This window comes from Leptolyngbya sp. PCC 6406 (genome assembly GCF_000332095.2).
Classification (GTDB): Bacteria; Cyanobacteriota; Cyanobacteriia; order Phormidesmidales; family Phormidesmidaceae; genus PCC-6406.
Genome location: NZ_KI913949.1, coordinates 3390468 through 3416861 on the forward strand (window position 1 = coordinate 3390468; position 26394 = coordinate 3416861).

General features: G+C 57.3%; 24 protein-coding genes and 1 other RNA gene. 13 read left to right on the forward strand and 12 right to left on the reverse strand.

The window, feature by feature from the left end; genetic code table 11:
• Nucleotides 1-74: 74 nt before the first annotated feature.
• From LEP6406_RS0214990 to LEP6406_RS0215000, 3 genes are all read left to right on the forward strand, one after another.
• On the forward strand, nucleotides 75-806 hold the full coding sequence (locus LEP6406_RS0214990; RefSeq protein ID WP_008318724.1) for a pirin family protein: 732 nt from the start codon (nucleotides 75-77) through the stop codon (nucleotides 804-806).
• Nucleotides 807-934: 128 nt separating this feature from the next.
• A complete protein-coding gene (locus tag LEP6406_RS0214995) occupies nucleotides 935-1171 on the forward strand; it encodes a CDGSH iron-sulfur domain-containing protein (protein ID WP_008318726.1) in 237 nt (78 codons plus the stop codon).
• A 210-nt stretch (nucleotides 1172-1381) separates the two neighbouring features.
• Entirely contained in the window at nucleotides 1382-4030 is a 2649-nt protein-coding gene (locus LEP6406_RS0215000; protein WP_008318728.1) for a hypothetical protein, read from the forward strand.
• Nucleotides 4031-4100: 70 nt separating this feature from the next.
• Here the strand turns inward: LEP6406_RS0215000 and LEP6406_RS34845 are convergent, their stop codons facing one another.
• From LEP6406_RS34845 to LEP6406_RS0215025, 5 genes are all read right to left on the reverse strand, one after another.
• The gene (locus tag LEP6406_RS34845) at nucleotides 4101-4553 is read right to left on the reverse strand and encodes a hypothetical protein (protein ID WP_008318732.1); all 453 of its coding nucleotides are present in this window, start codon (nucleotides 4551-4553) and stop codon (nucleotides 4101-4103) included.
• Nucleotides 4554-4839: 286 nt separating this feature from the next.
• On the reverse strand, nucleotides 4840-5217 hold the full coding sequence (locus LEP6406_RS34850; protein WP_008318733.1) for a hypothetical protein: 378 nt from the start codon (nucleotides 5215-5217) through the stop codon (nucleotides 4840-4842).
• 183 nt (nucleotides 5218-5400) lie between these two features.
• The gene (locus tag LEP6406_RS0215015) at nucleotides 5401-6459 is read right to left on the reverse strand and encodes a potassium channel family protein (protein ID WP_008318734.1); all 1059 of its coding nucleotides are present in this window, start codon (nucleotides 6457-6459) and stop codon (nucleotides 5401-5403) included.
• An 80-nt stretch (nucleotides 6460-6539) separates the two neighbouring features.
• Entirely contained in the window at nucleotides 6540-7292 is a 753-nt protein-coding gene (gene fabG / locus LEP6406_RS0215020; RefSeq protein WP_008318735.1) for a 3-oxoacyl-[acyl-carrier-protein] reductase, read from the reverse strand.
• 84 nt (nucleotides 7293-7376) lie between these two features.
• Nucleotides 7377-8360 (reverse strand): hypothetical protein, encoded by a 984-nt coding sequence (locus LEP6406_RS0215025; RefSeq protein WP_027269155.1) that lies wholly within the window; start codon nucleotides 8358-8360, stop codon nucleotides 7377-7379.
• Between the two features lie 426 nt (nucleotides 8361-8786).
• Here LEP6406_RS0215025 and LEP6406_RS34855 point away from each other — a divergent pair, with 426 nt between their 5' ends.
• Together LEP6406_RS34855 and LEP6406_RS0215035 are read left to right on the forward strand one after the other, a co-directional pair.
• On the forward strand, nucleotides 8787-8909 hold the full coding sequence (locus LEP6406_RS34855) for a hypothetical protein (RefSeq protein WP_008318737.1): 123 nt from the start codon (nucleotides 8787-8789) through the stop codon (nucleotides 8907-8909).
• Between the two features lie 24 nt (nucleotides 8910-8933).
• Nucleotides 8934-10607, forward strand: coding sequence for an MBL fold metallo-hydrolase (locus tag LEP6406_RS0215035; protein ID WP_008318738.1), 1674 nt, complete (start codon nucleotides 8934-8936; stop codon nucleotides 10605-10607).
• 89 nt (nucleotides 10608-10696) lie between these two features.
• Here LEP6406_RS0215035 and LEP6406_RS0215040 read toward each other — a convergent pair whose 3' ends face one another.
• Nucleotides 10697-11026, reverse strand: coding sequence for a DUF6679 family protein (locus LEP6406_RS0215040; protein ID WP_008318739.1), 330 nt, complete (start codon nucleotides 11024-11026; stop codon nucleotides 10697-10699).
• A 168-nt stretch (nucleotides 11027-11194) separates the two neighbouring features.
• Between LEP6406_RS0215040 and LEP6406_RS0215045 the strand changes: the two genes are divergently transcribed.
• Nucleotides 11195-11944 carry a creatininase family protein gene (locus tag LEP6406_RS0215045; RefSeq protein WP_008318740.1) on the forward strand — a complete coding sequence of 250 codons (750 nt, stop codon included), beginning with the start codon at nucleotides 11195-11197 and terminating at the stop codon, nucleotides 11942-11944.
• A 355-nt stretch (nucleotides 11945-12299) separates the two neighbouring features.
• On the opposite strand, the gene hflX is transcribed toward LEP6406_RS0215045, so the two are convergent.
• Nucleotides 12300-13964, reverse strand: a complete 1665-nt coding sequence (gene hflX / locus LEP6406_RS0215050; protein ID WP_008318741.1) for a GTPase HflX — start codon at nucleotides 13962-13964, stop codon at nucleotides 12300-12302.
• 350 nt (nucleotides 13965-14314) lie between these two features.
• Between hflX and LEP6406_RS0215055 the strand changes: the two genes are divergently transcribed.
• Entirely contained in the window at nucleotides 14315-14683 is a 369-nt protein-coding gene (locus LEP6406_RS0215055) for a CAAD domain-containing protein (protein WP_008318742.1), read from the forward strand.
• A gap of 168 nt (nucleotides 14684-14851) precedes the next feature.
• A complete protein-coding gene (gene glsA, locus LEP6406_RS0215060) occupies nucleotides 14852-15829 on the forward strand; it encodes a glutaminase A (protein ID WP_027269158.1) in 978 nt (325 codons plus the stop codon).
• On the opposite strand, the gene trmFO is transcribed toward glsA, so the two are convergent.
• From trmFO to LEP6406_RS0215075, 3 genes are all read right to left on the reverse strand, one after another.
• Nucleotides 15826-17205 carry an FADH(2)-oxidizing methylenetetrahydrofolate--tRNA-(uracil(54)-C(5))-methyltransferase TrmFO gene (trmFO, locus tag LEP6406_RS0215065; protein ID WP_008318744.1) on the reverse strand — a complete coding sequence of 460 codons (1380 nt, stop codon included), beginning with the start codon at nucleotides 17203-17205 and terminating at the stop codon, nucleotides 15826-15828. The two genes, glsA and trmFO, sit on opposite strands and share 4 nt — an antisense overlap.
• A gap of 31 nt (nucleotides 17206-17236) precedes the next feature.
• Nucleotides 17237-17683 carry a YlqD family protein gene (locus LEP6406_RS0215070; protein WP_008318745.1) on the reverse strand — a complete coding sequence of 149 codons (447 nt, stop codon included), beginning with the start codon at nucleotides 17681-17683 and terminating at the stop codon, nucleotides 17237-17239.
• A gap of 140 nt (nucleotides 17684-17823) precedes the next feature.
• On the reverse strand, nucleotides 17824-19809 hold the full coding sequence (locus LEP6406_RS0215075; RefSeq protein WP_263971182.1) for an AMP-binding protein: 1986 nt from the start codon (nucleotides 19807-19809) through the stop codon (nucleotides 17824-17826).
• A gap of 408 nt (nucleotides 19810-20217) precedes the next feature.
• Between LEP6406_RS0215075 and LEP6406_RS0215080 the strand changes: the two genes are divergently transcribed.
• On the forward strand, nucleotides 20218-20805 hold the full coding sequence (locus LEP6406_RS0215080) for a hypothetical protein (RefSeq protein WP_008318747.1): 588 nt from the start codon (nucleotides 20218-20220) through the stop codon (nucleotides 20803-20805).
• Here the strand turns inward: LEP6406_RS0215080 and LEP6406_RS0215085 are convergent.
• Entirely contained in the window at nucleotides 20744-21454 is a 711-nt protein-coding gene (locus tag LEP6406_RS0215085; RefSeq protein WP_317133841.1) for a TetR/AcrR family transcriptional regulator, read from the reverse strand. The genes LEP6406_RS0215080 and LEP6406_RS0215085 overlap by 62 nt on opposite strands.
• Nucleotides 21455-21532: 78 nt before the next feature.
• Between LEP6406_RS0215085 and LEP6406_RS28335 the strand changes: the two genes are divergently transcribed.
• The 3 genes from LEP6406_RS28335 (at nucleotide 21533) to LEP6406_RS0215100 (ending at nucleotide 23860) form a co-directional block, all read left to right on the forward strand.
• Complete coding sequence (locus tag LEP6406_RS28335) at nucleotides 21533-22246, forward strand: hypothetical protein (RefSeq protein WP_008318749.1); 714 nt, start codon at nucleotides 21533-21535, stop codon at nucleotides 22244-22246.
• 30 nt (nucleotides 22247-22276) lie between these two features.
• Nucleotides 22277-22867 (forward strand): DNA-3-methyladenine glycosylase, encoded by a 591-nt coding sequence (locus LEP6406_RS0215095; RefSeq protein WP_008318750.1) that lies wholly within the window; start codon nucleotides 22277-22279, stop codon nucleotides 22865-22867.
• Between the two features lie 228 nt (nucleotides 22868-23095).
• Nucleotides 23096-23860 carry a hypothetical protein gene (locus tag LEP6406_RS0215100; protein ID WP_008318751.1) on the forward strand — a complete coding sequence of 255 codons (765 nt, stop codon included), beginning with the start codon at nucleotides 23096-23098 and terminating at the stop codon, nucleotides 23858-23860.
• Between the two features lie 1222 nt (nucleotides 23861-25082).
• On the opposite strand, the gene ffs is transcribed toward LEP6406_RS0215100, so the two are convergent.
• Nucleotides 25083-25179, reverse strand: an RNA gene (gene ffs, locus LEP6406_RS31310) — signal recognition particle sRNA small type.
• Nucleotides 25180-25325: 146 nt separating this feature from the next.
• On the opposite strand from ffs, the gene LEP6406_RS0215105 reads away from it, so the two are divergent.
• Nucleotides 25326-26378, forward strand: coding sequence for a potassium channel family protein (locus tag LEP6406_RS0215105; protein ID WP_008318753.1), 1053 nt, complete (start codon nucleotides 25326-25328; stop codon nucleotides 26376-26378).
• The last annotated feature ends 16 nt before the right edge of the window (nucleotides 26379-26394 follow it).

The window sequence follows — 26394 nt, forward strand, 5'->3', positions numbered from 1 at the left end:
ACCGTCCAAAACCTCAAAACCCAAAACCTAAAACCCCAAGGGATGTGCCGACCCCAACACCCAGGAGGTGTCCTATGATTACCCTTCGCCCCGCCCGCGATCGCGGTGCCGCCAACTTTGGTTGGCTGGATGCCCGCCACACCTTTTCCTTTGGCAACTACTACGACCCCAACCACATGGGCTTTGGCCCCTTGCGGGTGATCAACGAAGACAAGGTGGCTCCCGGTAAAGGCTTCGCGACCCATGGCCACCGGGATATGGAAATTGTCACCTATGTCCTGGATGGAGCCTTGGCCCACCAAGACAACATTGGTAATGGAGCTACGATGCGTTACGGCGATGTCCAGCGCATGTCAGCGGGGACCGGCATTCTCCACAGCGAGTTCAATGCCTCCGACCGCGACCCGGTCCATCTACTGCAAATCTGGCTCCTGCCAGCGGAAAACGGTATCGCCCCTGGCTACGAGCAAACCTACTTTCCCCTAGAACAAAAGCGGGGCCAACTGCGGCTGGTGGGCTCTCCCGAGGGTCGTGATGGATCCGTTACCATCCACCAGGATGTGAATCTCTACGCCACCCAACTGACTCCGGGGGAATCTGTGACCCATGAGTTAGGGCGCGATGGCCCCCTAGGCCGGTCTCTAGACCATCGCATTGCCTGGATTCAGGTGGCGCGGGGGGCAGTGACCCTCAACGGCCAATCCCTCACCGCTGGGGACGGAGCCGCCATCAGTCAGGAATCAGAGGTGACCCTCACGGGCGTCAGTGATGACAGCGAAGTGTTGCTGTTTGATATGGCCCCGTAATCGGGTTTCATCCCTGGTTTCTGGCCCCTATGCCCGGTCCCTGTCTTGGGGACCGGGTGACTACTGGGTCTAGCCAGCTTAGACCCACCCATTCGCTGAACCAATACTCAATCTGGAGAACACGATCTATGAGTGACCCCACTATTGCTGACAACAAGCCCGCCGTTATGGCCCTAGAACCAGGCAACTACTGGTACTGCACCTGCGGCAACTCTGCCAACCAGCCCTTCTGCGACGGAGCCCATCAAGATACGGGTTTCACCCCCATTAAGTTCACCCTAGAGGAGCAAAAGCAAGTGGCTCTCTGCCAGTGCAAGCACACAGGCAATGCCCCCTTCTGCGACGGCAGCCACGCCAAGTTGTAGAAGGGGTTTAGGGCAGGGTGGGTACTATCTATACTGTACCCACCCTGCCCATAGCGCCCCATGGGTCAGGAGACAGCCTGTATGCTGGTTCTAAGTTATTTTTCGGATCCTCCTGATTCCCATCGGCTGGCGTATGATGGCGACGGCAGCACCTCTAATTAAGATTCCCATCTGGCTGCTTCCTTTTTTGACGTAACCCTCCGAGATGCCATGGCTCTCAAGCGTTTTCGGCCTATCTCGCTTTTTATTGGGCTACTCTTGCCCTTAGTCCTCAATCCTCCTGCCCAGGCCCAGGGTGTCTGTCCCTACGCCATTTTGCGGATTGAGAGTCGTCAGGCGGTGGATGCGGCGGCGGTGTGTGAGGCGGCGAAACCCTGGGCCGATGCGGGCTATCAGGTGTTGGTCTTTCTCACCGATGCCCGCCCTGCCAATGAAGATGCCTGGTTTGCGCTTCTGGATGGGGTGGAGGCGGAGGCCCGTCTGCGGGACTTGACCCAGGATGACTATTTTGAAAAGGCTGCGATCGCACTAGAGGCGACTACTGCGACGGATCTGCCCTACGGCATCACCTTGACCTATGGTGAAGCCCTTTACAACACCCCCTTAGACACCAACGCCGCCGCCCTTGAAAGCGTCAAACGCGGCATCCGAGAGTCCCTCGCAGCCCAGGATGCCACTGGAGCTTTGACTACGGGCCTAGCAGCGGCAGCGGACTTGGCCGGAATTTCTACCCTTGCTCCGGTAGCCCCGAATCCCCCCGTTCCCCTCACAACACCCCCGTCGTCGGCTGTGGGTACCTCTACCGTGGTTGCCGATCAGGGTGACTCTGGCAATGCCCTGGCGGGGGGAGGGTTGGTCGTGGCGTTAGGGGGCTCGGTGGGATTTGTGGCCCTGCGGCGACGGCGAAAACAACGGTTACAAGCCCAGCTCGCAACCCTGCAATCTCGCATTGCTAATCTGCTCATGGGGTGTGAGCAGCTTTTGGCGGGGGGAGTCGCGGAAAACACGGTGTCTTACCAGTTGTTTGTGGAGGCGGATGGAGAACGCTATCCCGAACTGACTCAGCAGGTGAAAGCTGGCTTGACTCAGGCACGGCAAGCCTTGGATCAAGCTTTTCAGGTCCATTCCCACCTGCAAGAGGATGCCGCTCAGTCGCAACGCCCCCTGCCGGCACAGGTAGAAGCCTGGGAAATGCTCTACCTCTCCTTTGTGGGCAAGCGCGATCGCATTCGCGCTATGTCCGACGAAGAACTGCAAACTCTGCTGAATCCAGCGCAAGTATTAGAGTCAAACCCTGGTCTCAGTCAAGGACTTGTGACCCAATTAGAGACCATCCAACAACGGATCAAAGACACCCCCCTGAAGGTGGAGTTGATGCAGGTGAACCCAGAGGGGGTAGACAATGAAGGGATTTTAGGGCTGGTGGAACAGGTGGACGCCACCATTGGTCGGCTGCGGCAGGCCGTCAGAACCGCTCCAGAGCAGTTGGCCCAGATTCGTCAACGGCGGCAAGCTCTGGATACCAACTTCCCCACCAGTTTGGGGCTATCGGCGGCGGACGTTTTTTGGGGTGTTGATCAACTGATTGCAGCGGCGGAGACATCTTTGAACCAGGATCGCCTTTATCTGCAAGTGCTGACCCACTGTTCGGCGGCCACCCAGGCGATGGATGGATTTACGCCGCTTAAAAAAGTATTGCAAACCCATGAGCGCCAGCAGGCGGATATTCAAGCTGTCACCACGGCGGGCTACCGTCCTCCCCGCTTGCCCCAGCGGCAGGCGGCGGTGGAGAAGGTGTTAGCCCAACTACGGCACCAGTTGCAGTCAGGAGACTATGCCCCAGCCCTAGACACGTTGCCGGATCTGGAAAAGGTAAGCCGGGAAGCCCTGGACGCTGCGACCGACTGGCAAAAGCATCACCAAACGAATCAGCAGGATCTCCATGCCTTGACAACTGAGGCTGATCACCTGCGAGCCCTATACCAAAATGAGGCTGGAGCAGCGTGGGATCGCCTCCGGGCCTACCCCGCTAGCAACTGGAGCGACCTGACTGCCAACCTGGACCAGGCCGATGAAATTCTGCAACGGGTGCAGGGCAAAACCTTGCCCTATCTCTATCAACAAAATGATTTCTCAGTCCAAGCTCTGGATATCGTCAGTGGTGGCATCACTACCCTTAAACCAGAATTGGCAGCGGTAGAGACCTACCTCCAGGCTGTTCTGGACCGGATGCAATTGATTGAAACTGCCGCCGCTCGCCTCAGCCATGAGTTGAGCGAGGTGGAGGCAAATATCCACCAGACCACGAAGTTTGTCACGGAAAAACTGCTGGGCATTTTTGCCACCAGTGAGCCCGATCAACGGCTTAAGGAAGCCCAAAGCCAGGTGGACAGCGCCCGTCAACTTGGTCGGGACCGAGAATTTCTGCTGGCTTGCGAAGCCCGAGATCAGGCGCTGCGCTTGGTGTTGTTTGTCTACGCCGCTAAGGTGCGGGAGGTTGCCGCAAAAGCGCGATCGCAGGTCATGGACCGCGACGCCCAAGGCGCAGGTCAAGCTGACTACGACCAAGCGGAACAGTTGATTGCCAACGACAATGCCATCCGAACGGCTACTGGCACCGCTCTGTTTGCCCAATACGCCAATATGGGTCAGGCGCGTCAAGCCCTGGATACGGCGGAGAAACTGGCCCGTCAATCCATTCGGCGCACCCAAGCCGCCCGGAATACTCGCTCCTCTAGCTCTAGCAGTTCCTATAGTTCCGGGAGTTCTTCTAGCTTTGGCAGCTCCAGCCGTTCCTCTAGTTCTGGGGGCTCCTCTAGCCGTTCCTCTAGTTCTGGGGGCAGTAGCCGTAGGCGCTAAGTATCCGGAAACACGCTCCAAGCCCTAACTCCTGCGAGGCAAAAAGGTAAAGTTGACAGACCACGAGCTGCTAGCTGACAAAGATCTCCCTTGAGGAACCCGTCCCCTTCACAGGTCTATCCCCTCGCTCCCTGGCTCTGCCGGGAAGCGCTCCCCCCGAGGCTCTGTCTCGCGGCTCTGGAGGCGGAGCCTCTGAGGGGCGTTCCCAGCCGGAGTCTGGGAACGAGGGAAGGGAGAAGCCGATCTTCTCGGCGATCTTTTCCTGCCCCCCCCTGCCCAAGCGCAGCCGCACCGCCTCAGCCACCGCCTGCACCGCCCCCCGCACCGACCCATCCCCCGCCTGCTGGATGCCAGCCAACGCCGCCCCATTCCCCGCCGCCACCTGGGCCGCGACCCCTGGAGCCACCAGGGCCAACACCTGCCGCAACCGGGCCACTGCCGCAACCACCTCCGGCCCCAACGCCGTCACCTCCGGTTCCGGTAGCAGCACCACCGCCACTAGGGCCAATTCCATCGGTTCCATCAGTTAACCCTCTACTAACCCTCTGCCATCGGGTACGGGAAATACGGTTCGTTTGGCGGTGGGCAATGCCCGCCCTACGCTGGGCTGTTCTGGTGCTTCCTATAGAGGCGAACAGCCGTTCGCCCCTACGAGAATTCATTCCTTTAATCAGCAACCCCCTCTTTTAGAGGACGGTCGCTATGAGCGGCGGAATTCTATTCCGGCGCGGGGTGGCAGCGGGGCGATCGCTGCGGGGCTCTGAAGAGAACTCAATGCTCAGCGGTGGGCCATGCCCACCCTACGCTGGTCAGAGTTCAAATTTGTTGATGTTGACCGGGTTGTAGCCCCCCTGGAACACAAAGCCAATCTTTTCCGCCAGTTTGCCCTGGTTGATCACGCCACCAAACTGCTGCTGCATCTGCTCAGCCGTTGCCGCTACCGACGCCGCCACCGACGGGTCCACCGCCGCCACCCGGCGCACCTCCTCAATGATCTCGGCGTCAATCACCTCAGGGCTTTCCGCCGCCGCCAGCCGCTTGGCCGTGTCAGGCGCTTTGCGTCGCAACACCGCCCACAACCCACGGGTCGCCGCCAGGGTGCCCTCCCCCAGTTTTTCCCCCACCTTCTCCGTGGCCTTCGTACTCATTAGTACCAATGCTGCTACTGCGATCGCGATCGGATCCATACAGTCCCCCGCCTAGGCAAGTCTTTGCCCGCCAGTATACCCAGCCCGCCCCCACCCGCCACCCGCATAAACTCGTTCCCACGCTGGAGCGTGGGAACGATGGAACCCTAGAGATGACGGGGAGGAGAACTAGCGGGCCATGGTTCATGGCGTATGAAATCCAAGCGTTATGGCATCCGAGTGTTACGGAATCCGATCGATATTGCGGAAGGCCATCACGATCAGGGAGTCATTTCCCTCCAGCCATTGAAAACAGTCGCGCTTGGGGTTAAGCAGGATCTCACCATTGCTCCGCTTGATGCCCAGCAGCAGCAGCGGATTTTCAGGATGGACGGCGCTATGTTCGCTGATCAATTGGCTCAGCTCTGGAAAAGACTTGCCTCGAAACTGAGTGGGGTATTTGCTGGGCTCAATAAAGTAAAACTCATTGGTGTCATCGGAATAGGTCAAGAGTTGCTGGTAGACCACAGACATATTCCTGAACATGGCACTTTGGGCAATGATGCCGGAACTGTAGTCCCGTGCTGAAACCACCTCATCCACCCCCGCTTCCTGTAAATGGCGACGGCGATCTAAGTTCACCAGCTCGGCAATGACGTGGATATCCTTTTGCTGGCCTGGAATTTGCTCCAGATGCTTGATCGCTAGGGCGATCAGGGCATTTTTTTCGTCCGGCCCCACACTCTCCTCATCCGCCAGCAAGATCACGGCTTTCGCCTGGGGAGCCTGGAGCTTTTCCAAGGTGGCGTGGTGGGTGGGGTCGGCCTGAACAAAGTGAACATCATCCCGATCTGCCAGCTCCCCTTGGTCCTCCACCGCTGCCGCAGAGACTACGACAATGTCCCGAGGCTGATCCTGGTTGGCCTCCAGGAGCTGCTGGACAATATTCATGGCCTTGCTATTCCAGTTGCAGAGAATGATGTGGTTTTTGAACTGTTTCACGGCCCGTTGTTTCCAAATCGCCCGAGTGACAAAAAAAGAGGAGATTTTGCCAATGATGGCCCCAAAAATGAAGGTGCCAAAGACCAATAGCACTAATTGCAGTACCCGTCCGGTGACCGTCCTGGGCTTGTCGGGATACTCCCCCATCAGGGTGATGATGGCATCCTCCAGACCTTCCCAGAAAGCCCGCCCGGAGAGTTGACCCTCGCTCCACAGCAGCAGGCCAATTACGCTAAATAGGGCTAGACCAGCGCTCGTCAGGGCTAGGGTGAGTTTCAGACGACTATTGCGCTTTCCCATGCTGCCGATTCCATATCCCTGTGGTGGCTGGATGTGGACCTAGGATTTTTGCTCAAGGGGCACTGCAAAGGGGCTGAACCCTACATCACCATACCGCCATCTACCGTGAGGACTTGTCCGGTGATGTAGCTCGCGGCGGGATCTGCGGCCAAAAACCGAATCACCCCTGCCACTTCTTCGGGTTGGCCATAGCGGCCCAGGGGAATAAATTTCAGAATTTCCTCGGTGTTGGGTAAGTTTTCTGTCATATCGGTCTGGATAAAGCCAGGGGCGACGGCGTTCACCGTGACGCCTCGGGGGGCCATTTCCTTGGCAATGGTTTTGGTGAAGCCGATGACCCCCGCCTTGGCGGCGCTGTAGTTGGCCTGTCCGGGGTTGCCCATCAGCCCGGAGACCGAGGCAATGTTGATGATGCGACCGCTGCGCTGCTTTAGCATCAGCCGACTTACGGCTTTGGTGCAGAGAAAGACGCCAGTCAGGTTCAGGTCGATCACCGCCTGCCAGTCTTCCAGCTTCATCCGCAGCAGCAGGGTATCGCGGGTGATACCGGCGTTGTTGACCAGCACGTCAATGTGCTCCCATTTCTCTAGGGTGGCCTTAATGAGGGCCTCCACTTGCTCGGCATCGGATACGTCGGCCTGAAGTGCGATCGCACTTCCCCCCGCCGCAACAATTTCCGCCACCACCGCATCCGCCGCCCCAGCGGATCGGGCATAGTTCACCACCACCTGGGCTCCCTCCGCCGCTAGGGCCAGGGCCGCCGCACGGCCAATCCCCCGTGATGCCCCCGTGACGATCGCGACCTTGCCCGCTAGCCCTGATGCCTGTGTCATGGTTCCTTCCCAATCTTGAACTAATATTTCTGGCAAAAACTGAATCTTACTGATGCGACCGCCCCTTTGTTAACACCCCTGCTGTTAACACCCCTGCGGGTCATACCAGATCAGCGACGAGGCATCTTCTTGATTGCGCCAGCGGATCCAGCCCTCCTGGGAGCGGGCACCGGGTAATAGTACACAGCCATTGCTGGGCTGGGTGACGCTCACCTGCATCCAATCTCCCTCAAAGGCCAGGGGTTTAATAAAGCTGTCGGGGCCGACCAAGGCCAAAATGCTACTGTTGCCGTTAGGACTAGGGCGCAGGGATTGGGAAATGCCATGGTGGCGAAAGGCGACCCGATCCACCGCCAGAAAGCGATCTTGCCAGGTTTCCACCTCCAACTCAATATTGCCCGCCGCTAGGTGTTCCTGATGAGCCCAGGCCATCCCTACCGGGGTGTACTGGAAGCGAAACCAACCATCCTCGCGAATTTCCATTACTGGAAACGAAAAGAGAGCCTCGGCGGTCTGCAACATCCGAAAGGCAGCATCGGATCCGACGGCCAAGGGGGTGCTGCCGTTGGGTACTAGCCAGCCATTAATCAACCAGCCCCAGGGCTGCCCCCCCGGCTCTCCATAAATGGGCAGGGCGGCTTCCTGAAGCCAGTTGGCTTGACCATAGTCGGTCTCAACTTCCGTCTCGGGGGGGGAAGACGGGAGAAGCTTAGGGCGCAAATGCCCCACCCCAATATCGTCATCCGCATTGGGCACCAACCCCAGGATTCCCGCCACTGCCGGAGGCTTGGGAGCGGGTAAGGTTTCCGGCAGCGGCGGGAGGGGGGGTGTTTCTAGAGGGGCGTCGGGGCGGTCGCTGGTCTGGGCTAGGGATTGATGATCTGGGGAGACTATAGATCCCAGGGATTCCAGGGATTCCAAGGACTCTAACGCACCGGCAACAAAGGCGGCGGTGGAGTTGGGTACATCAAGAGTCTTGCAGAGGCTGGGAGGGGCTGCCAGGGCGATAACTGCGATCGCACTGGTGACGGGGAGTAGGCTCAACCCAATCACTCGGGAGGTGGTCATAACACTAATTACGCAGGGCGCTAATGAGGTGAACAGAGATGGCGGGCACAGCTTGGCCCAGCAGATACAGCCGCAAACTGGTATAAAGGCTTGCCCCATGGTGCCACACTCCTCCGGGGGATTGTCCACTGTCCCGGTAGTGCGAAAAGAGCCTTAAGATTTTCTGGGCAACCACCCCTTTCCGGCAGAGCTTGTTAGGATCTATCCAACCTCCCTTGATACAGAACCGGCAATAAACAATGAGACGAGATATGTGACGAGATATGCCGGGAAGCAACGAAATACTTAATACTTCCGCCTTTAGTATTGCTATGGTGGCGACGGCCCAAAGCCCTAATCTCACCCTATGATTCAGTTGTCATAGGGGTTCTTGAGGCTGGCTGGTCGTTCCGCTGCCATTACCCCCATTATTCGGTTTTTATTGCCATGGATATCAAAGCCATTTTGCCCGTTCTGACCATTGTGTTTGTGGTGGCCTGCCTATTCTTTGGCACCCGTAACGGCTTCTACGACAGCGATGACTACCATGGCAATGGATCTGCCCATTAAGGATTGTCCTGGTTAATCAATCCTGTGAGTGAACTGTCCTGCTTGCCCTATGCCGTGGGCCATGGCCAAGAGGGCGTCTGCCTAACTCTACACATGGGGCCTCACCGCATCTTATTAGACTGTGGTTTGGCTTCCCTAGAGTCCTTGCCGACGGCGGAGCCCCCGGCAGAATTTGTGGTCTGTACCCATGCCCATCCAGACCACAGCTTAGGGTTGCTCAAGTTTCACCAGACTTGGCCCCATATTCCCATTTTTAGCAGTGCGGCCACCGCTGCCCTGCTCCCCCTCAACTGGCCCGAGGTGGCCCTGCCCCAAGGAGCAGACTTTTGTCAGCGTCTACCCTGGCGTCAAGAGGTGGCCCTCGGGGAGGATCTTACCCTTACCCTCTGGCCCTCTGGCCATCTACCGGGGGCGGCCTCCATACTACTCACCTATGCCCACCGCGATCGCAGATACACCGTCTTTTACACAGGAGACTTTTTCCTCTCCAACGGGCGACTGGTGGAGGGACTCCCCCTAGATGAATTGCGCGGACTCAAGCCCGACGTATTGATCCTAGAGGGGAGTCAGGGCACCGCCCGCCATCCCCACCGTCGTCAGCAGGAGAACAGTCTGGCGGATCAGATCAATCAAGCGATTGCAGCAGGCTATAACGTCCTCCTGCCGGTCCCCATTTTGGGCCTAGGGCAAGAACTCGTCATGCTGCTCCGCAGCCACCACCACTTCACGGGACAAGATGTGACGGTGTGGGTAGACCCCTGGGTGGCCCAGGGTTGCGACGCCTATCTAGACCTGCTGCCCCACCTGCCGACAAACGTCCAAAACTTTGCCCGCCACCAGCCCCTATTCTGGGACGAGCGGATTTTACCTCGGGTGCGGCGGCTAGGGGCTGAACATCCCCTGACAGATCCGGAGAGCCCAGCGATTGTAATTGGGTACCAAGAAGCGGATCTCAGCCTCTATGGCGGCTGGGGCAAGCGGCCCTGGCGTATTTTCCTCCCGGACCCCCTTGCCGCCCGGTTAATGGCAGCGGGCTTTGATCCCTCCCCTGAGGAGACCCCAGATCGCGTTCTCGACTGGCTCCAAGCCCTAGATCCCCATTTAGAATCGGGGCACGCCCACTTAGAAACCTACCTGCTCACCACCCACTGTGACGGTCCCGGCACCACCCAACTCATCCACAACCTCCGTCCCCAGCACGTAATGTTCGTCCATGGTTCCCCCAACTACCTCATGGACTTGGCTAGTTTAGAAGACCTCCAGAGCCGCTACCAGCTCCATTTACCCTCCCCTGGTCGGCAGGTAGATCTGCCCATTGGCGATCGCTTTCTTCAGCCTGCGGCCCCTGAAACCCTATTCGAGGGAGAATTAACCCAGACTGGTGAGGGAATTTTACTTTCCTTGCCCCAGGCCATCCAAAATGACCCACGCTGGAGTCGTTTGGCAGACACCGGACTGCTTCAAATCCGGTGGCAAGGGGATGATTTAGTCCTGCGAGGTATCAGCCAACAAGCCATCCTACGACAGGCAGCCCCCCCGGCAACCCGAAGCGGACTTATGGTGGAATGTTGCTTCCGCTGTCGCTATTGGCAACAACCCCGCTGCAACAATCCTCAATCCTCGCTGTTTGGCTTTCCGGTGGCAGCAGAGGGCTACTGCCCCGCCTTTGCGCCGAAACCCAAGGGATCTGCCGGGTAATCCTAACCCCATCCGCCCCAGTACAGAAAGTCAGAAGTGCGATCCATGACAGTAGCGTGGGTCAAACGGAGTGCGACCCACGGAACCTGCTAGGAGTCGGAATTGGACTCTCGATTGAATTCCTGTTCTGAGTGATCGTTCAATTGCTCCGTCTCAGGACAATCATCGGCAATCATCAACTCCACATCGCCCCGAGGCACCGCAGCAAGGCGCTGCATCACGGAACCAATACTCTCTAGACGCACCATCTCTTCCCAGGAGCAGACCTCGTCTTCCTCGTCGGTTTCATAGCGCAGGGTGACCAAGTCCCCTTCGATCTCTAGAATGGTGGCCCGTTCTAGCCACCGTTGTTGATCCCGCAAGAAAATCCACACCTCTTTTCCTTCACAACGAAGTTGATAAATCTTGCGGTGAAGCATTGAACGTTTCTCCTCAACCAATAGTTCCAACCAGCCAGCTCAACAGTAATGAAAAGAAAGGGTTCCTTACAGTCTACGCATGGACCTCGCTCCATGACATAAAAACCTTGTAAATTGACTCCGATTACCCTGGTAATTTTTATTTTTCCCCCTTTCTCACCTCCTCCTATGCAACTACACCTCTCAACTTGGCCAGAAGTGGAGACCTACCTCCACCACTCTCAAGGCATTATCCTGCCCATTGGCTCTACGGAGCAGCATGGTCCCACTGGTCTGATTGGTACAGATGCCATCTGTGCCGAAACTGTCGCCAAAGGGGTGGGAGACGCCACCGGAGCCTTGGTTGGCCCCACCATCAATGTTGGCATGGCCCTCCACCACACCAGCTTTCCCGGCAGCATTAGCCTGCGGCCTAGCACGTTGATTGCGCTGGTTCAGGACTATGTGAAGCCCCTGGCACGGGCCGGGTTTACCCGCTTTTTTTTCATCAATGGCCATGGGGGCAATATCGCCACCCTCAAGGCTGCTTTTGCTGAAACCTATGCTTTGCTAGCGGATCTGCAAATTCCCCAGAGTGATCAAGTGCGCTGTCGCATTGCGAACTGGTTTATGTGCCGCTCGGCCTATACCCTGGCGAAGGAACTCTATGGCCAGGGAGAGGGCTCCCACGCTACTCCTAGTGAGGTGGCCCTGACCCAATACGCCTACCCCGACCACATTAAGCATGCGCCCTTGGACCCACCCATCGCCCCAGCGGGCTATCCCATCTATGGGGCCGCTGACTTCCGGCAGCACTACCCCGATGGCCGTATGGGCTCTAACCCAGCCCTAGCCACTCCGGAACACGGTCAACGGTTCTATGAGGCGGCGGTTAAGGAGTTGAGCACCGACTACCTGGCTTTCCTCGCGGCGGAGTAGGGGTGAGGGTGAGGGGGTGAGGGGGTGAGGGGGTAAATCCCGTAGGGGCGGGTTTAGCTCGTGTCTACTGGGAAATCCCAAATGGGAGGCTCAAAACCTGCCCTACCCAGTACCGGGGACTCCAGGATTGAAGTGACCCGTGATCGGGTGTGAGGGTAGGGGCGCGGAAACCGCGCCCAATGCAGGATGTTGCCGTGGGGGTATGGTGGGGGTGTTGCCGAACCGTAGGGGCAATCCCTTGCTTGCCCTGTTCACGTAGCGGCTTCCAAAACACTTCCCTCTGTGAGCAAGATCGAGATTCCTCCCTGCGCTCGGAATGACAGACTTGTGGGTGGCCAAGCCCGAGATTCCTCCCTTAGAGACAGACGGCGTAGTCCACGAGTTGGAGTAGGCGCATTCGCAGGGTTTCTAGACCCAAGCGGGCCTGGGCCGACACAAAGATGCCGTGGGGAAATTCATCCTGGGCTAGGGCTAGGGTATCGCTGTCCACTTGATCGAGCTTGTTAAACACCAGCAGGATTGGCCCCGGCGTGGTGGGCATCTCTGCCAGGATCGTCATCACTGAGCGAATCTGGGCCTGCCAAGCAGGGTGGGATAGGTCCACGACATGGACTAAGGCATCGGCTTCCGTCACTTCCTCCAGGGTGGCTCGGAAGGCGTCCATAAGGGATGCGGGAAGATCGCGAATAAACCCTACGGTGTCCGTCAAGACCAGATTACGGGGCTCCTGGGTGCGGGGGTCGGGGACCGTGAGCCGCCGAGTGGTGGGGTCGAGGGTGGCAAAGAGCTGGTCCGCTGCGTATACCTCAGAATTGGTTAGGGTGCTGAGGAGCGTGGACTTACCGGCATTGGTGTAGCCAACTACTGCGATCGCGGGGACATCTGTCCGCTGACGGTGCTGACGCAGACGTGCCCGGTGGGCCTGGAGCTGATTTACTTCCCGTTGCAGGCGAGAAATCCGTCGCTGAATGGCTCGCCGCTCCGTCTCCAACTTGGTTTCCCCCGGTCCTCGGGTGCCAATGCCGCCCCCCAATCGAGACATGGACTGTCCCCGTCCGGTCAGGCGAGGCAGTTGGTATTCCAACTGGGCCAATTCCACCTGGAGCTTGCCTGCTCCAGTTTTGGCTCGCTGGGCAAAGATATCGAGGATGACTTCGGTGCGATCCACCACCCGTAGTCCCACCTGGGCTTCTAGGTTCCGCACCTGGGCTGGGGACAGATCGCGGTCAAACACAATCAGGTTGGCCCCCAGGTTTTGGGCAGCTAGGGCAACTTCCTGCACCTTGCCTGCCCCTAGGACGGTTTGGGGGTGGGGTCGATGACGACGCTGATGGATGGCCTGTAGGACCTCTCCCCCGGCACTTTCGACTAGCCGTTGCAGTTCCATCAATCCATAGCGAAACTGTGCTTGATTCATAGCGGAGGTGAGTAATCCCACCAGCAGTGCCCGATCCTGGCCGCTATCCACCCGCTGGGCCACAAAGGCCCGCTGAAATTCTGTTTCTAGGGCTTCCACCAAGGCTAGGAAGTCCTGCTGAGCCAAGTCTTCTAGATCTAGGGCGGGGGAAACGGTCCAGTTGGCCTCGGGGTGGAGCACCAGATGGGCTAGATAGGCTTCTCGGACGTAGCCTGTCGCCCCGCCGCCCCGCCGTTCAAAGCCGTTGCCGGAGAGGGTGAGGGTGACGAGGGCATCCAATCGCTGCATGGCCATGGCGGTGAGGTCACTGGTGCTGGGCTGCTCCTGTTTTAGTTGGGTGGCAATGCAGCGCAGGCCACAGAGGCGCTCAGCTCCATAGCGGGGTAGTTCTAGGGGGGGAATCTGAGTCTGGCGGGGACTGCCTACGCCCACCCGTACCACCTGCCCCCGGCGGTTGAGGTAAACACAGAGGGGTTCTCCTAGATCGGTGCTAATGGCCGCTAGGCGTTGGGCAAACTCGGCGGTGGTCACGCGATCGCCCTGCAATCGCTGGTGATAGAGGCGCTGGAGTTGCTTAAGCTGGTTGGGTTTGAGTCCCTGCAAATGTCCGTAAATGGTGTCGATAGGCCGTCAGTCTCCGCTGCGATCGCGCTAGGTCTAGACCGTATTGTAGTGGAGAGATTTTGACGCTGGCAGCCCGTTTGAAAAACCATCGGTTTCAGACTATACTCTGCTATCGCTTGGGGTGGTTGATTCCGCTCTGGCCCAGCCCTGTAGACTGGGGGCAACGGAAGGGAAGTCTAAACACTTCTTAACTATTGTCTGGACGACAGGATGTTGATTTAACGTTGACTTAAAAAAATGCTGTTACTGCGGGTTGTGAGTTCCCGTTGGTGGATATGAGCACAGACTTACACTCCGAAGCCACAATGCCCGAACCAGAGGAGGTAACCATGACAACTGAGCCCGTAAGTGGCACTTCCCAGGGGGATGAGACCAATCCACAACTCCAGGAAATTTGGGAAAAGATATCCGGTGTATTGGGCAATTTGCCTGATTACGTCACCGAATTTTTCCAGGAGTACAAGCGCCCCTTAATTACCGTTGGCCTAATTTTCGGGGCCATCATCTCGGTGAAGCTGCTGCTAGCAATTCTTGGGGCTGTCAACGAAATTCCTTTGTTGGCCCCGACTTTTGAACTGGTGGGGTTGGCCTACAGCGGCTGGTTTGTTTACCGCTTTCTATTGCGGGATAGTAACCGTCAAGAATTGATGTCCAATGTTGCTTCTCTGCGAGATCAGGTTCTCGGTAAACGCAGCTAACCCCCACAACCCATAAAATCTCAGCCATACACAAAGGCATAGACAAGGGTCGTCACTGGAACTGTAAAGGTTTCAGTGACGGCCTTTGTGCTTTTTAACTATAGTTTTCTCGCTTCGTTTCTCGCTTCGTTTCTCGCCATCCATTTTTCGTTCCCCATTCATATCTCCATGTCCCCTATTCAAAGCCTCCTTCAGGATCTCCATCACCGCTACAGTTCCCTGTCGGAGGGGAAATTGGCGAGCTATATTCCCGAACTGACCAAGGCCAACCCTGACTGGTTTGGGATCAGCGTGGTGACGGTGGATGGGCAAAGCTTCCATGTTGGGGATGTGGATCAGCAGTTCACCATCCAGTCCATTTCCAAGGTGTTTGTCTATGGCATGGCCCTAGAGGACCATGGTCGAGATCGCGTTTTGAAACGAGTGGGAGTGGAACCCACGGGAGATCCCTTCAACTCCTTGATTCGGCTAGATGAAGCCTCCAAGCGTCCGGATAATCCCATGGTGAATGCGGGGGCGATCGCCACCACCAGCCTCATCACTGGGGAGGGGCCAACGGAACGCCTCAATCGGCTACTGGCAATGTTTGAGCGCTACGTAGGGCGGGATGTGTATGTGGATGTGCCCACCTTTCTCTCGGAGCGGGCCACGGGTCACCGCAACCGGGCCATGGCTCACCTGATGCTCAACTTTGGCATGATCAACGGCAACATTGAGGAGGCTCTGGACCTCTATTTTCAGCAATGTGCCTTGCTGGTTACCGGTCGTGATCTGGCGGGTATGGCCGCTGCCCTGGCAAATCGGGGCACCCATCCCCTCACCGGCATCCAAGCCGCCAGCCCCGACTACATTCGCGAAATTCTCAGTGTCATGTACACCTGTGGCATGTACAACTTTGCCGGGGAATGGGCCTATCGAGTGGGCATCCCTGCCAAGAGTGGTGTGTCGGGAGGCATCCTAGCGGTAGTCCCGAACCAGGCGGGGATTGCGGTGTTTTCGCCACCCCTGGATGAGAACGGCAATAGTGTGCGGGGGCTACGGGTATTGGAAGACCTCTCGCGGGAATATGGATTACACCTTTTTGACCTCTCCCTGGGCCGCTGCCGCTTTGGGGAAGCCCTGTTAGCCAGCGATGGGGAGAACTAAGCGCTGGTCTGGTTGAGGTTTTCTGGCGTGAATCCCGGCAGGGTGCGATGACACCAGTCTGTCAAATCAGTAAAGGCGCGATCGCGATATTGGCCATAGCGCTCCCGCTTATCCCGAATCCGCTGGGGCAGGGCGGGTAGAATGCCAAAGTTGGGTGGCATAGGTTGGAAATGCTTTGGCTCCGCCCCACTGATGAAATCAAACAGCGCCCCCATCATGGTGTTGACGGGCAGGGTTACCGGGTCTAACCCTTGGGCCAGCCGCGCCGCATTCGTCCCCGCTAACCAGCCCCCAGCGGTGGCGGCGGTGTACCCCTCCGTCCCCACCAATTGCCCCGCCGCCAACAGCGTTGGACGCTGGTGAAATTGCAACGTTGGCCCCAACAATTCCGGCGAATTAATAAAGGTGTTGCGGTGCATCACCCCCATCCGCACAAACTCTGCCTGTTCCAAGCCGGGAATCAGGCGAAAGACCCGCGCCTGCTCCCCCCAGCGCAGGTTAGTTTGAAATCCCACCAGATTCCATAACTGTCCCGCTTTATCCTCCTGACGCAGTTGCACCACAGCGTAGGGCTTCTTACTTTTGTTAGCAGGATCTTTGAAATCCCCCAGGCGAGCGTCAAATAGCCCCACGGGCTTCAGCGGCCCATAGCGCATCGTGTCTTCTCCCCGCCGCGCCATTTCCTCAATGGGCAGACAGGCTTCAAAGAACTTGGCCGTTTCCCGCTCAAATTCCTTCAACTCCGCTTGTTCGGCAGCACAGAGCGCCTGCCAAAACTGGAGATACTGCTCCCGGTTCATTGGACAGTTCAGATAGGCCGCTTCGCCGCGATCGTAGCGAGAGGCAAGAAAGGCCACCTCCCGGTTGATACTTTCCCCGACAACAATGGGGCTAGCGGCATCAAAAAAACTCATGTAAGCCTGTCCGGTGAAGCGCTGGAGATCCGTCGCTAGGGCTTCGCTGGTGAGGGGACCCGTGGTCAGGACCACAATGCCCTCGGGGGGAATGGCGGTGACTTCATCCCGCCGCAACTCCACCCAGGGGTGCTGGGCTAGCGCCTCCGTCAGGGATTGGCTGAAGACGCCCCGATCTACCGCCAATGCCCCTCCAGCGGGCACCTGATGGCGATCGGCCTGGGCAATGATGATGGATCCCAGCCGCCGCAGTTCCCCATGGAGTAGACCAGAAGCGCGATCGCTAGCCTGAGCCCCAAAGGAGTTGCTGCACACCAATTCGGCTAAATGCTCTGAATGGTGAGCGGGGGATTGCTTCACTGGACGCATTTCATGGAGCACCACGGGCACACCAGCCTGGGCAATCTGCCACGCCGCCTCTGTGCCCGCCAGTCCGCCGCCAATGACGTGAATGGGCTCCATGGTCCCCCGCTACGCTAGATCACTCCGCCGCCTACATCTCGCCGCGAATTTCTTCGATGATGCCATCGCGCAGGAGAATTTCTACCTGCATTTTGCGAATTAGGTTGTCGCCAACGTTGACTTGAAAAAAGCTTTCCATTTGACCTTGGCTGACCTCGTTATTCAGCTCTAGGGTCTGGACCTGCTGGAGCTGTTGGAGGATTTGGTTTTTCTGCTGGAGCAGTTGGCTTTTGTCCTGGTTCAGCTTGTTCTGCACATTGCTGACCTGCTGGGCCAGGTTGGGATCCTCCGTATTGCCTTGCTTCTGTAGTTCGCTGATCATTCGCTGACCTTGAATTTCAAGCTGCTGGAGGTTGCCGTCAATCTGGTTAATCTGTCCCTGGAGCTGCTTTTGGGCTTCTTCTTTCCAGAGGGGGGTGACAACGGCCTTGACCGTGATGGGGCGCTTGAGGGTCAGGGAAGATGGGGAAACGTCCATGGGTCTCGCTTTGCGTGGGGTACTGCTCGATGCACAACGGTGCACTACTGAAAAACTTGCCTTGAATGGGCCTACCGACAAGCATCCTACCGGGGCATTCGCGAAAAGTTCACGAAAACCTTTATGGAGAAAGGTCGGAATCAGGTAAACATCCCGTTGATCATATCGCGATAGCGTTCCGTGACCACGGGACGCCGTACCTTGAGAGTTTGGGTCAGGGCTCCATTTTCGATGGAGAAGGGTTCGGGAACCAGCCGGAAGGGGCCAACGCGATCGTCGGGGCGATAGCCGGGGCGATCCTTGACTTGGGCATTGAGTTCTCCCCGGAACAGTTTCTGGACCCGATCATCTTCTAGGGAAATCGTTTGAAATTCTGGGGGAATGGAGGTGCTGTCCCCCGGCACTTCGATATACAGTCCCTGGGGCTCGGCCCATTTCTGGAGGGCGTCGAGATTGGGAACGACTAGGGCTCCCAAGGATCGCTGATCTTGACCCACTAACATGATTTGGTCAATGTAGGGACTGCGAATACAGGCGTCTTCGATGGGCTGGGGCTCGATATTTTCCCCATTGGTCAGCACAATTGTGTCCTTGGCCCGTCCTGTGAGGACGATGTTGGCATCGCGGGTGATCCAGCCTAGGTCTCCGGTGTCGAACCAGCCGTCGGCATCCAGCGCTTTGGCCGTGGCTTCAGGATTTTTGTAATACCCCTCCATGACCTGGGGACCACGGGCCATGACTAAGCCCTTTTGCCCCAGGGGTAGGGGCTGGTGGGTTTCGGGGTCCACCACCCGGATTTCAGTGCCGGGAATGGGTTGGCCAGAGGCCCCTCGCAGGTTTCGCCAGGGACGGCGGGCGGAGAGAACGGGGGAGGTTTCTGTGAGGCCGTAGCCGACGAGGACGGGGACGTTGATAATTTCAAAGAAGAGATCTAGGTGACGGGCTAGGGAGCCGCCGCCACTGATCAGGGCTTTGACGCAGCCCCCGGTAGCTTCGCGAACTTTGCTGTAAACCAGTTTTTCTCCTAACAGGTGACCGGGGAGAAAGGCGAAGGAAAAGATCCGGGAGCCGAACTGGCGCAGGGGACTGGCGTTGGGATGGTCTAGGGCGAGGCTGTTGGCGGTGCGGCGATTCTCGACGTATTTTTGGCTATGCCAGAGGAGGGCATTGACGAGGCGTTGCTTGCTTTCGGGTTGTTCGCGAAATTGCTTTTGCACGCCTTCGTAGATGGATTCCCACAGGCGAGGGACGCCGACCATGAAGTGGGGTTTAACGGTTTTGAAGTCGGCTTTGATGGTGCGGATGTTGCTGTAGGTCTGGGTGCAGCCCTGGGAATAGATGAAGTACTCGGCAGTGCGGCCAAAGGTATGCCAGGTGGGCAAGAGCCCTAGGACGCGATCGCCGATGGCGGGCTGGATAACGGCCCCTAGGGTCTGGATCTGGTGGAGCAGGTTGCGGTGGCGAATCATCACGCCCTTGGGCTGGCCGGTGGTGCCGGAGGTGTAGATCAAGGTGGCGAGATCGTGAGCGGTTTGGGGCACGGGGGTGAGGGTACCCTGGTGGCCTAGATCCATCAGTTGGGAAAAGTTGACCATTTTACAGGGGGCGTCTTCGGGGGGGATCTCATCGGAGAGGAGAATCCCGAGGTGCAGCGGCAAGCCCACGAGGAGGGGCTGGAGCCGTCGCCAGAGTTTCAGGTCTTGTAAGACTAGGGTGGTACTTTCGCTGTGTTCGGCGATGTAGCGCAGTTCTTTGCCATCGGCGACGGCGCTACGAACGGCGTCGTAGCAGCCTGCGATCATGATGCCTTGGTCGGCAATCAACCAGCGATGGCTATTGTCGGCAAAGAGTGCGATCGCACTTCGCGGCTTGACCCCAAGCTGTTGCAGTCCGGTGGCGAAGGTGGCGATCGCCGCCCCCAGTTCCCGGTAACTGAGGCGGGCTTTGGGGCTGTTGTGGGGATCCTCAAGGGCGGGGCGATCACCATAGTATTGGATGGCCAAGGGCCAGATTTCCGGCAGGGATTGAATCTGGCTATAGTCCCGAATGCTGGCAATACCAGCGCGATCGTGGGCCTCTAGGGTTTTGACAACAGCGGGGGCAAACTGGCTCATAGCAACGCTCACGACAACAACCTCATCTTGCGGTCAATCCTACCGCAGCTCATTCACCCTAACTGCGCTTCCCTTCAGGACTACCCAGGGCAGGACAGAATCGCAAGTGATCGCGTGATCTAGGGACGCTCCCCCTAGCAGCCCCGCAAAATTACGGACTTACTCCCTCTGATGGTTCCGAGAAACCACTTAAGGTTTTCCTGGATTTAATCTAGGACAGTTGAAGTAGGTGGCCCCAAGGATGAAGTTGGGATCAATCTTGTCATCCCCAATTGGGCTGGGGCTTCACGGGCTATGGCCCCAATCCGGACAGAACTGGTAAGGGTGAGACAGTTGTGAAACTGCCACAGGGTGAGGGTTTCACTGCGAAATGGGGACGGTCTTCCCTGTATACGAGAGCAAGGATTAAAGCTCACTGGGATGTCTACCGTAACCCTCATGCTACCTAACCAAACTCGCGTTGAATCTCTTCCGCAGATTCCCGCACCTCCTGAAAATCGTCGCCGTTCTGCCCCTTGGCATCTGATCTCGTTCGACAATACCTTGCCCTACGAGGCCATCACCCAGCAGTACTATCCCCTCGGGATAACCGTCCAGGGTGGCATCGCAGTACGCCCCTCTAATCCCCAGTTCATCCCCGGTCAGCGCCAGCCGGTGCTGATGCCCACTAGGGGCAACCGGGGGCTTAACCTCCAGATCACTCAGCCTCTAGTGCAAATGGAAATTCAACTGCTGGGCAGTCAGCCCGTGACCCTCGTCGCCCTGAATGGGGAGGGCCACTGTTTAGCCTTAGCGCAGACCCAAGAGCAGCCCCCTCGGGAGGGGGATGCCCCCCTTGTTGAGCAGGGGATCCTTCTTCAAACCCGTGGCATCAGCCGGATCTACCTGGAGTCCCGCGCCCCCTTTGTGGTGACCCAAATACGGGTACAGCGATCGCAGCAGCCCGTCACGAAGGGCAAGGTGATTCCGCTGCCGAGTCGGCAACCTTGTGGACCAGTACCCCATTGAGAAAGATATCCGTCAGCCCCTCGGCCAACTCTTGCATTGCCTTAGGGGAGTCAGCCTCATCCCCTAGGGTAGTTTGGCTAAAACCCGAGATCGCAAACATACCCAAAAAAATCCGCGCTACCACCCGAGGATTCATCTCGCGATATACCCCTCGGTCCATGGCGGTCTGGAAGAATGCCTCCGCTACATCCGTCATTTTGGCAATGACTTCCCCTTGCACCTGGTCTCGCAGTTCGGGATGGAACTGGGCCTCCATAAAGCACACCCGCAGCATGTCCGCATTGCGGGGAAGATTCAACATGCGTCGCCGCATCACCTGACCGATAGCCCGATAGCTGCTCATCTCACTCAACTCCGTGAGGAGATCGGTCAAGATCTCTACCCATCCATTGGTCGCCACCTGAATTAAAATGGTCTTCTTGGTATCAAAGTGACGAAATAAGGTGCCCTCCGCCACCCCCGCAGCCTCCGCCAAGTCTCGGGTCGTGGTGCCACCATAGCCCCGCTGGGCAAACAGATGCTCTGCTGCCTTGAGAATCTTGATCTCTATCTCGTTTTCCTTGGGCTGGGGCGGATTGCGGTATCGAGTCGCCATAGCAGAGATCTGGGTGAGGGAAGAAGGTTGTCTGGGCCATTGTGCATTGGCCATCCTGCGATCGCGGATTTCCCTTCACATAACCTCACACGAGGGTTGAAAACCCTGTTCAGATGCTGTCAAATAGTAACCATGACGCCAGAGCAAGAGACAGACATTATGCGGTTGCGGGGGGCGCAGGTCACCCCCAAGCAAATTGCCCGCCAATTGGGACTCCGCCCCGCCGAAGTTAAAGCCTTTATTCGAGACCATGCTGAAGAGTTGGTCCTGCAAAGGGCGAACGTGAGTGATGCAGCTCCCCTCCACGAATGTCTGATCAACGAAGGGGCTGCCCATTGGCTTCTAGACCACAAGGCCAAGACAACAGCCAACGGTCTGGCCCAGATCATTCTTTCTCGCCAGGATGGTAATCGCTTTCTCCTAGCCAGCTATTTATTGGACTACTGGTGTCTGGGGCTGAAAAACTGCATCCCCCCTCGAAGAAAGGGCAAGGGTGACTACGAACTCTTCAAATCAACCTGTGAACTGCAATTTGACGAATGCTTCGTCACGATTACGCCAGAACAAGCCCAATCCATCGTGTATGGAGCGATAGACTATGCCCGGAGCCTTGGCTTTGAACCCCATCCAGATTTCAATGCCAAAGCCCAAGTCCATTTAGGACTACGGCCAGAAACCCTGCTTCCCATCGAGTTTGGCAAGGATGGTCAACCTTTCTTTGTCAGCGGCCCCTACGACGACCCCAGCAAAGTTTTGGAGACGCTAGAAGCCAATGTGGGTCCAGATAAATTCAAGTTTTTAGCAGGATTTGACGAAGTAGATCTCCTTGACGATGACCTATTTTAGCCTGGGCTAGCGCCGTGCCCAGTGGTTGCCATGGCTGTGTCCCCACCTGGCCTATCTCTACCGGATCTCCATCGTCCCGCGATCGCAGTAGCCCCCGATCTGGTGGGCTGTACCCTGGTGCGGCGATTTGAGGATGGCCGCTGTCTGCGGGGGATAATTGTGGAAACAGAAGCCTACGAACCAGGGGATCCCGCCTGCCATGGTTATCGCCGCCGCACCGCCCGCAACGCCACCATGTTTGGTCCCCCTGGGAGCTGTTACGTATACCTGATCTACGGCATGTATCACTGTCTCAATATCGTCACCGATGCTGCCGATGTCCCCAGCGCCGTATTGATCCGTGCCCTAGCCCTCGATCCTTTGCCCCCCTGGATGGAACTGCGCCCCAGGGAAAAACCCCACCGGGTTGCCGCTGGTCCAGGTAAACTCTGCCGCGCCCTCGACATCGATCGCAGTCACGATGGCACCATCCTCTCCGCCACCGGAGCTCTGGGTTTGGAATCTCGCCGCAACCAACCCTCACTGCTGGTGCAAACCACCCGCATCGGGCTCACCCAAGGAGCTGATCTCCCCTGGCGTTGGTATTGGCCAGAGCACCCAGCCGTGTCGAAGCTGGGGTAGTTCTAGATAGTCTTCATAGTCTTCAATTTAAGCGGGTTAGCCAGCGCCAACCCATTTATTCAGCTTGTGTGGGTTTGGACTATCGAGTTCTTGACTTGTTGAAAGATGATTCAGATGGAGTTTCCGACCCCAGGGCAAAAGGCCCAGCAAGGGATCTGGAGCTGTAACGGTAACCTCAGGGGTTCCTGTGGTTGAATGGTCGGAAGATTCTCCGGCAGGTTCACCCCCATGGCGATTATTGCTCTCAAGGCTTGGTATTTAGAACAGTATGAGCCCGTCAGCGAGCTAGAGGCCCGCTCCCATGACCTGCGCCTCAGTCGCAACAGCTTGCTCAAATCCGGATTGCGGGCTGACTTCCTGGATGACAGCGACAGCCTGCGCCAAGCCCCTTGGTTTCAGCGCTACCTAGCGGGGGAAACCGTGGAGTTTTATATCGAGGGCAGTGGCAGCTATGCCATCTCCAATATTGATTTGCTTAGTCACGAGATCTATTTCACCAAGCGAGATACCCTGGCTCAGTTAGAGCCGACTATTTTCTTCTGTTATCAGACGGCCTACAGTGCCTCGGGGGTGCTGCTCAGGGAGGCACTGGAGGCGCTACTGGCGGAGGTGAATCCGCGATCGCGCCTTACCCTCACCCTAGAGGAATCCCATCGTCCGGGAGCCGAGCCTATTCGGCGTAACAGCCCCCTGATGCGGAAGCTACGCCAGTCTCTCCTGTTCATTGCCGATGGCACCGCGATCACCCAGATTCCTGGCCCGCCCCCCCTAGCGATTCCCAGTCCCCAGGTTTGTGTGGAGATGGGTTATGCCCTCCAGTGCAAGCGTCCAGAGCAAATCATTCTGGCCCAGCAGACCCGATCGGACCTACTGGGGCAGTTTCCCTTTGAGCTACCCGCCGCCCAGCGCTTGATTTTTGACGGAGCCGCCGACCTCAAGGTTCAACTCCATACCCTTGTCCTCAACCAACTTCAGCGCTACAGCCTACTTTGACTGAACACTAGAGCCGATGACACCCTGCATCACCCCCCTTCGTCCCCCCTTGGCAAGGGGGGGAGACCGGAATTGCTCTTGTCCTTCTCCTTGGCAAGGGGGAGTTAGAGGGGGTCAGACCCGTTGCACCACACGTCAAGCACTGTGACGCAATACCCTAGTACTCGGCGGCATAAATACTCTAACCGTTCTATCGTGGCACACCTCAGCCCCTCTCCCTAGCCCTCGCCGCCTGGGAGAGGGGACCGGAAGAAAATGTTGAGCTGGTGCGGCAGAATAGCAAGTCTATTTCAGTCTAGTACTCTGCGGCGGAAATACCCTGACCGTTCCATCGTGGCACACTCGGCCCCTCACCCTAGCCCTATCCAAAGGGGAGAGGGGACCGGAAAATGTTGGGCTGGTGCGATAATAGTGGGCTGATTTACGCCCTGCGGTACTAGGTGTACTAGTATTGCTTGGCGGAAGTATCTCTACTATCGGCGCGCAAGCGCCCCGCTTACGACAATCAGGACGAAATAGGTGCAGGAACCCTTGTGTAACATGCAATTTCCTTTCTGCCCTCCTGCCTCCCGCCTCCTGTGATAAGAAAATCTGACCAGTTAAAACCCCTAAACCCCGTGACATCTCTGAGTCATTAGGCTATATTTATCTTGTGTGAGGAGCGAACCAAGAAGGGTGCTGAGACGAAACACGGCCAGTCGTCAGCACCCTTTTTGCATTTAAAATTTTTTAGCCCCCCTCAAGATTGCAGGGCGCTAGCTCAAGGGTCAGAGCTTGGGGATCTGCGGATTAATAGTGTACCCAGTGGCCAGGTTTTCTCCCGAAGGGAGAAAACCCGATCGGCGGGTAGTTTATTTTCCTGCAAGTCCCTTAGCTACCCCTCCAGTTTTTGGGGTCCACTATAATTTTGGGTTGGCTCCGCTGCTCCTGCGGCGTAACGGAGCGTCGTGAAAGATTTTGGACTACGCTGAGGGATGGAGATTCCTCTCTCCGTTTCACTGCGCTCAGAATGACAGGCTTCCCTCTGTTTCTTCCGGACATTACCCAACATTTTGGGTTGGGTCCATTGCTCCGGAGGAGCAACTGAGTCGTATAGCCCTTCGGGCATGGCTCACGCTAGGGCGGCGCCTGCCCGGAGGGCATAGAATGATTGCGCGGTGGGCGGGTGACCGATATTGGGCTGGTCGTGGCGTGTTATTTAATGCCCGTCCCCAGATACAAAAGTGACCCGGAGTCCACGCCTGCCCCAAGCATCCCGTAATGCTGCTACCTTCCGGTCCTGACATGATTTGGGCGTTGAGACCGCATGGGTCCGAGTCATTTCTACGATAACACTTCATCCCCCATCTCTGGGAACTGTATCTCTGGGTCTCTGGGAACTGTTGCAACGAGAAATTGGTATCCCCCATGGCGTTCCCTCCAGAAGCCATCTTCTAGAATCAGCCTATTCCCTGTAGGCATGGCTATGCAGAGTTCCTTCCAACGCATCATTACCGGGGTTAGCATTTTTACGCTGACGGTGGTAGCGGCGGTGACGGGCTACGTGATCGCGGGGTGGACGTTGCTAGATGCCATCTACATGGTGGTGATTACCATCTTTGGCGTGGGGTATGGAGAGGTGCAGCCCCTCCAGTCTGTCCCGTTGAAAGTATTCACCATTCTCGTCATCATTGCCGGAGCGTTGTCGGTGGCCTACACGGTCGCCGGCTTTGTGCAGTTGATCACCGAGGGAGAAATTCGTCGCGCTCTTAACCTCAAACGCATGACCCAGGATATTGAACGGCTAGACAGCCACGTAATCATCTGTGGGTTTGGACGCATTGGCCAGCTCGTGGCCCGCCAACTCAAGCACCTCCATCAGCCCTTCGTGATCATTGACACGGCGGCAGACCGCATTACCTTGGCCCGAGATCGCGGTTATCTGTTCTATGAAGGCAACGCCACCGACGAGATGATTTTGCATGGGGCAGGCATTCACCGTGCCCGTGCCCTAGCTACGGTACTACCAGATGATGCCACCAACGTATTTATCACCCTCACGGCGCGGGAAATGAACCCCAAGCTGATGATTGTGGCGCGGGGAGAAGTTCCTTCCACAGAGAAGAAATTGCGGCTGGCGGGGGCCAATCAGGTGGTGCTACCCGCTAGCATTAGCGCCAGCCGCATGGCCCACTTAATTATCAACCCAGCAGCAGTGGACTTTTTGGCCCAGAGCGATGGACGGTCGGGGCTAAATGAGCTGCTGTCGGAGTTGGACATTCAGCTTACGGAGGTAGCGGTGGATGGTGCCCTAGTGGAAGGCACCATCGGCGACTTGGAACTCCGAGGAGAAGGCACGTTTATCATCGTGGCCCTGCGGCGTCTTACCGAAGAGGTCTTGGTGCATCCTCCACGGGAGACGACCTTAGCACCAGGAGATATTTTGATTTTGATGGGCCACCAAGGGGACATGCCCAATTTTGCCCAACAGGCTGTTATGCGACGACAGATGCGTTACCGGGGGGCGCGGGTGAGGTAAGGAATTTACTGAAACC

Excerpts from the sequence above, each read along its gene's own strand:
- LEP6406_RS34855 (WP_008318737.1), top strand. The coding sequence starts at position 8,787 with ATGGATATCAAAGCCATTTTGCCCGTTCTGACCATTGTGTTTGTGGTG.
- LEP6406_RS34850 (WP_008318733.1), bottom strand. The coding sequence starts at position 5,217 with ATGGATCCGATCGCGATCGCAGTAGCAGCATTGGTACTAATGAGTACG.
- LEP6406_RS0215080 (WP_008318747.1), top strand. The coding sequence starts at position 20,218 with ATGTCTACCGTAACCCTCATGCTACCTAACCAAACTCGCGTTGAATCT.
- LEP6406_RS0215105 (WP_008318753.1), top strand. The coding sequence starts at position 25,326 with ATGCAGAGTTCCTTCCAACGCATCATTACCGGGGTTAGCATTTTTACG.
- LEP6406_RS0215085 (WP_317133841.1), bottom strand. The coding sequence starts at position 21,454 with ATGGCCAATGCACAATGGCCCAGACAACCTTCTTCCCTCACCCAGATC.
- glsA (WP_027269158.1), top strand. The coding sequence starts at position 14,852 with ATGTCCCCTATTCAAAGCCTCCTTCAGGATCTCCATCACCGCTACAGT.
- fabG (WP_008318735.1), bottom strand. The coding sequence starts at position 7,292 with ATGACACAGGCATCAGGGCTAGCGGGCAAGGTCGCGATCGTCACGGGG.
- LEP6406_RS28335 (WP_008318749.1), top strand. The coding sequence starts at position 21,533 with ATGACGCCAGAGCAAGAGACAGACATTATGCGGTTGCGGGGGGCGCAG.
- LEP6406_RS0215025 (WP_027269155.1), bottom strand. The coding sequence starts at position 8,360 with ATGACCACCTCCCGAGTGATTGGGTTGAGCCTACTCCCCGTCACCAGT.
- LEP6406_RS0215040 (WP_008318739.1), bottom strand. The coding sequence starts at position 11,026 with ATGCTTCACCGCAAGATTTATCAACTTCGTTGTGAAGGAAAAGAGGTG.
- LEP6406_RS0215045 (WP_008318740.1), top strand. The coding sequence starts at position 11,195 with ATGCAACTACACCTCTCAACTTGGCCAGAAGTGGAGACCTACCTCCAC.
- trmFO (WP_008318744.1), bottom strand. The coding sequence starts at position 17,205 with ATGGAGCCCATTCACGTCATTGGCGGCGGACTGGCGGGCACAGAGGCG.
- LEP6406_RS0215000 (WP_008318728.1), top strand. The coding sequence starts at position 1,382 with ATGGCTCTCAAGCGTTTTCGGCCTATCTCGCTTTTTATTGGGCTACTC.
- LEP6406_RS0215055 (WP_008318742.1), top strand. The coding sequence starts at position 14,315 with ATGACAACTGAGCCCGTAAGTGGCACTTCCCAGGGGGATGAGACCAAT.
- LEP6406_RS0215095 (WP_008318750.1), top strand. The coding sequence starts at position 22,277 with ATGGCTGTGTCCCCACCTGGCCTATCTCTACCGGATCTCCATCGTCCC.
- LEP6406_RS0215070 (WP_008318745.1), bottom strand. The coding sequence starts at position 17,683 with ATGGACGTTTCCCCATCTTCCCTGACCCTCAAGCGCCCCATCACGGTC.
- LEP6406_RS0214990 (WP_008318724.1), top strand. The coding sequence starts at position 75 with ATGATTACCCTTCGCCCCGCCCGCGATCGCGGTGCCGCCAACTTTGGT.
- LEP6406_RS34845 (WP_008318732.1), bottom strand. The coding sequence starts at position 4,553 with ATGGAACCGATGGAATTGGCCCTAGTGGCGGTGGTGCTGCTACCGGAA.
- LEP6406_RS0215100 (WP_008318751.1), top strand. The coding sequence starts at position 23,096 with ATGGCGATTATTGCTCTCAAGGCTTGGTATTTAGAACAGTATGAGCCC.
- LEP6406_RS0214995 (WP_008318726.1), top strand. The coding sequence starts at position 935 with ATGAGTGACCCCACTATTGCTGACAACAAGCCCGCCGTTATGGCCCTA.
- LEP6406_RS0215015 (WP_008318734.1), bottom strand. The coding sequence starts at position 6,459 with ATGGGAAAGCGCAATAGTCGTCTGAAACTCACCCTAGCCCTGACGAGC.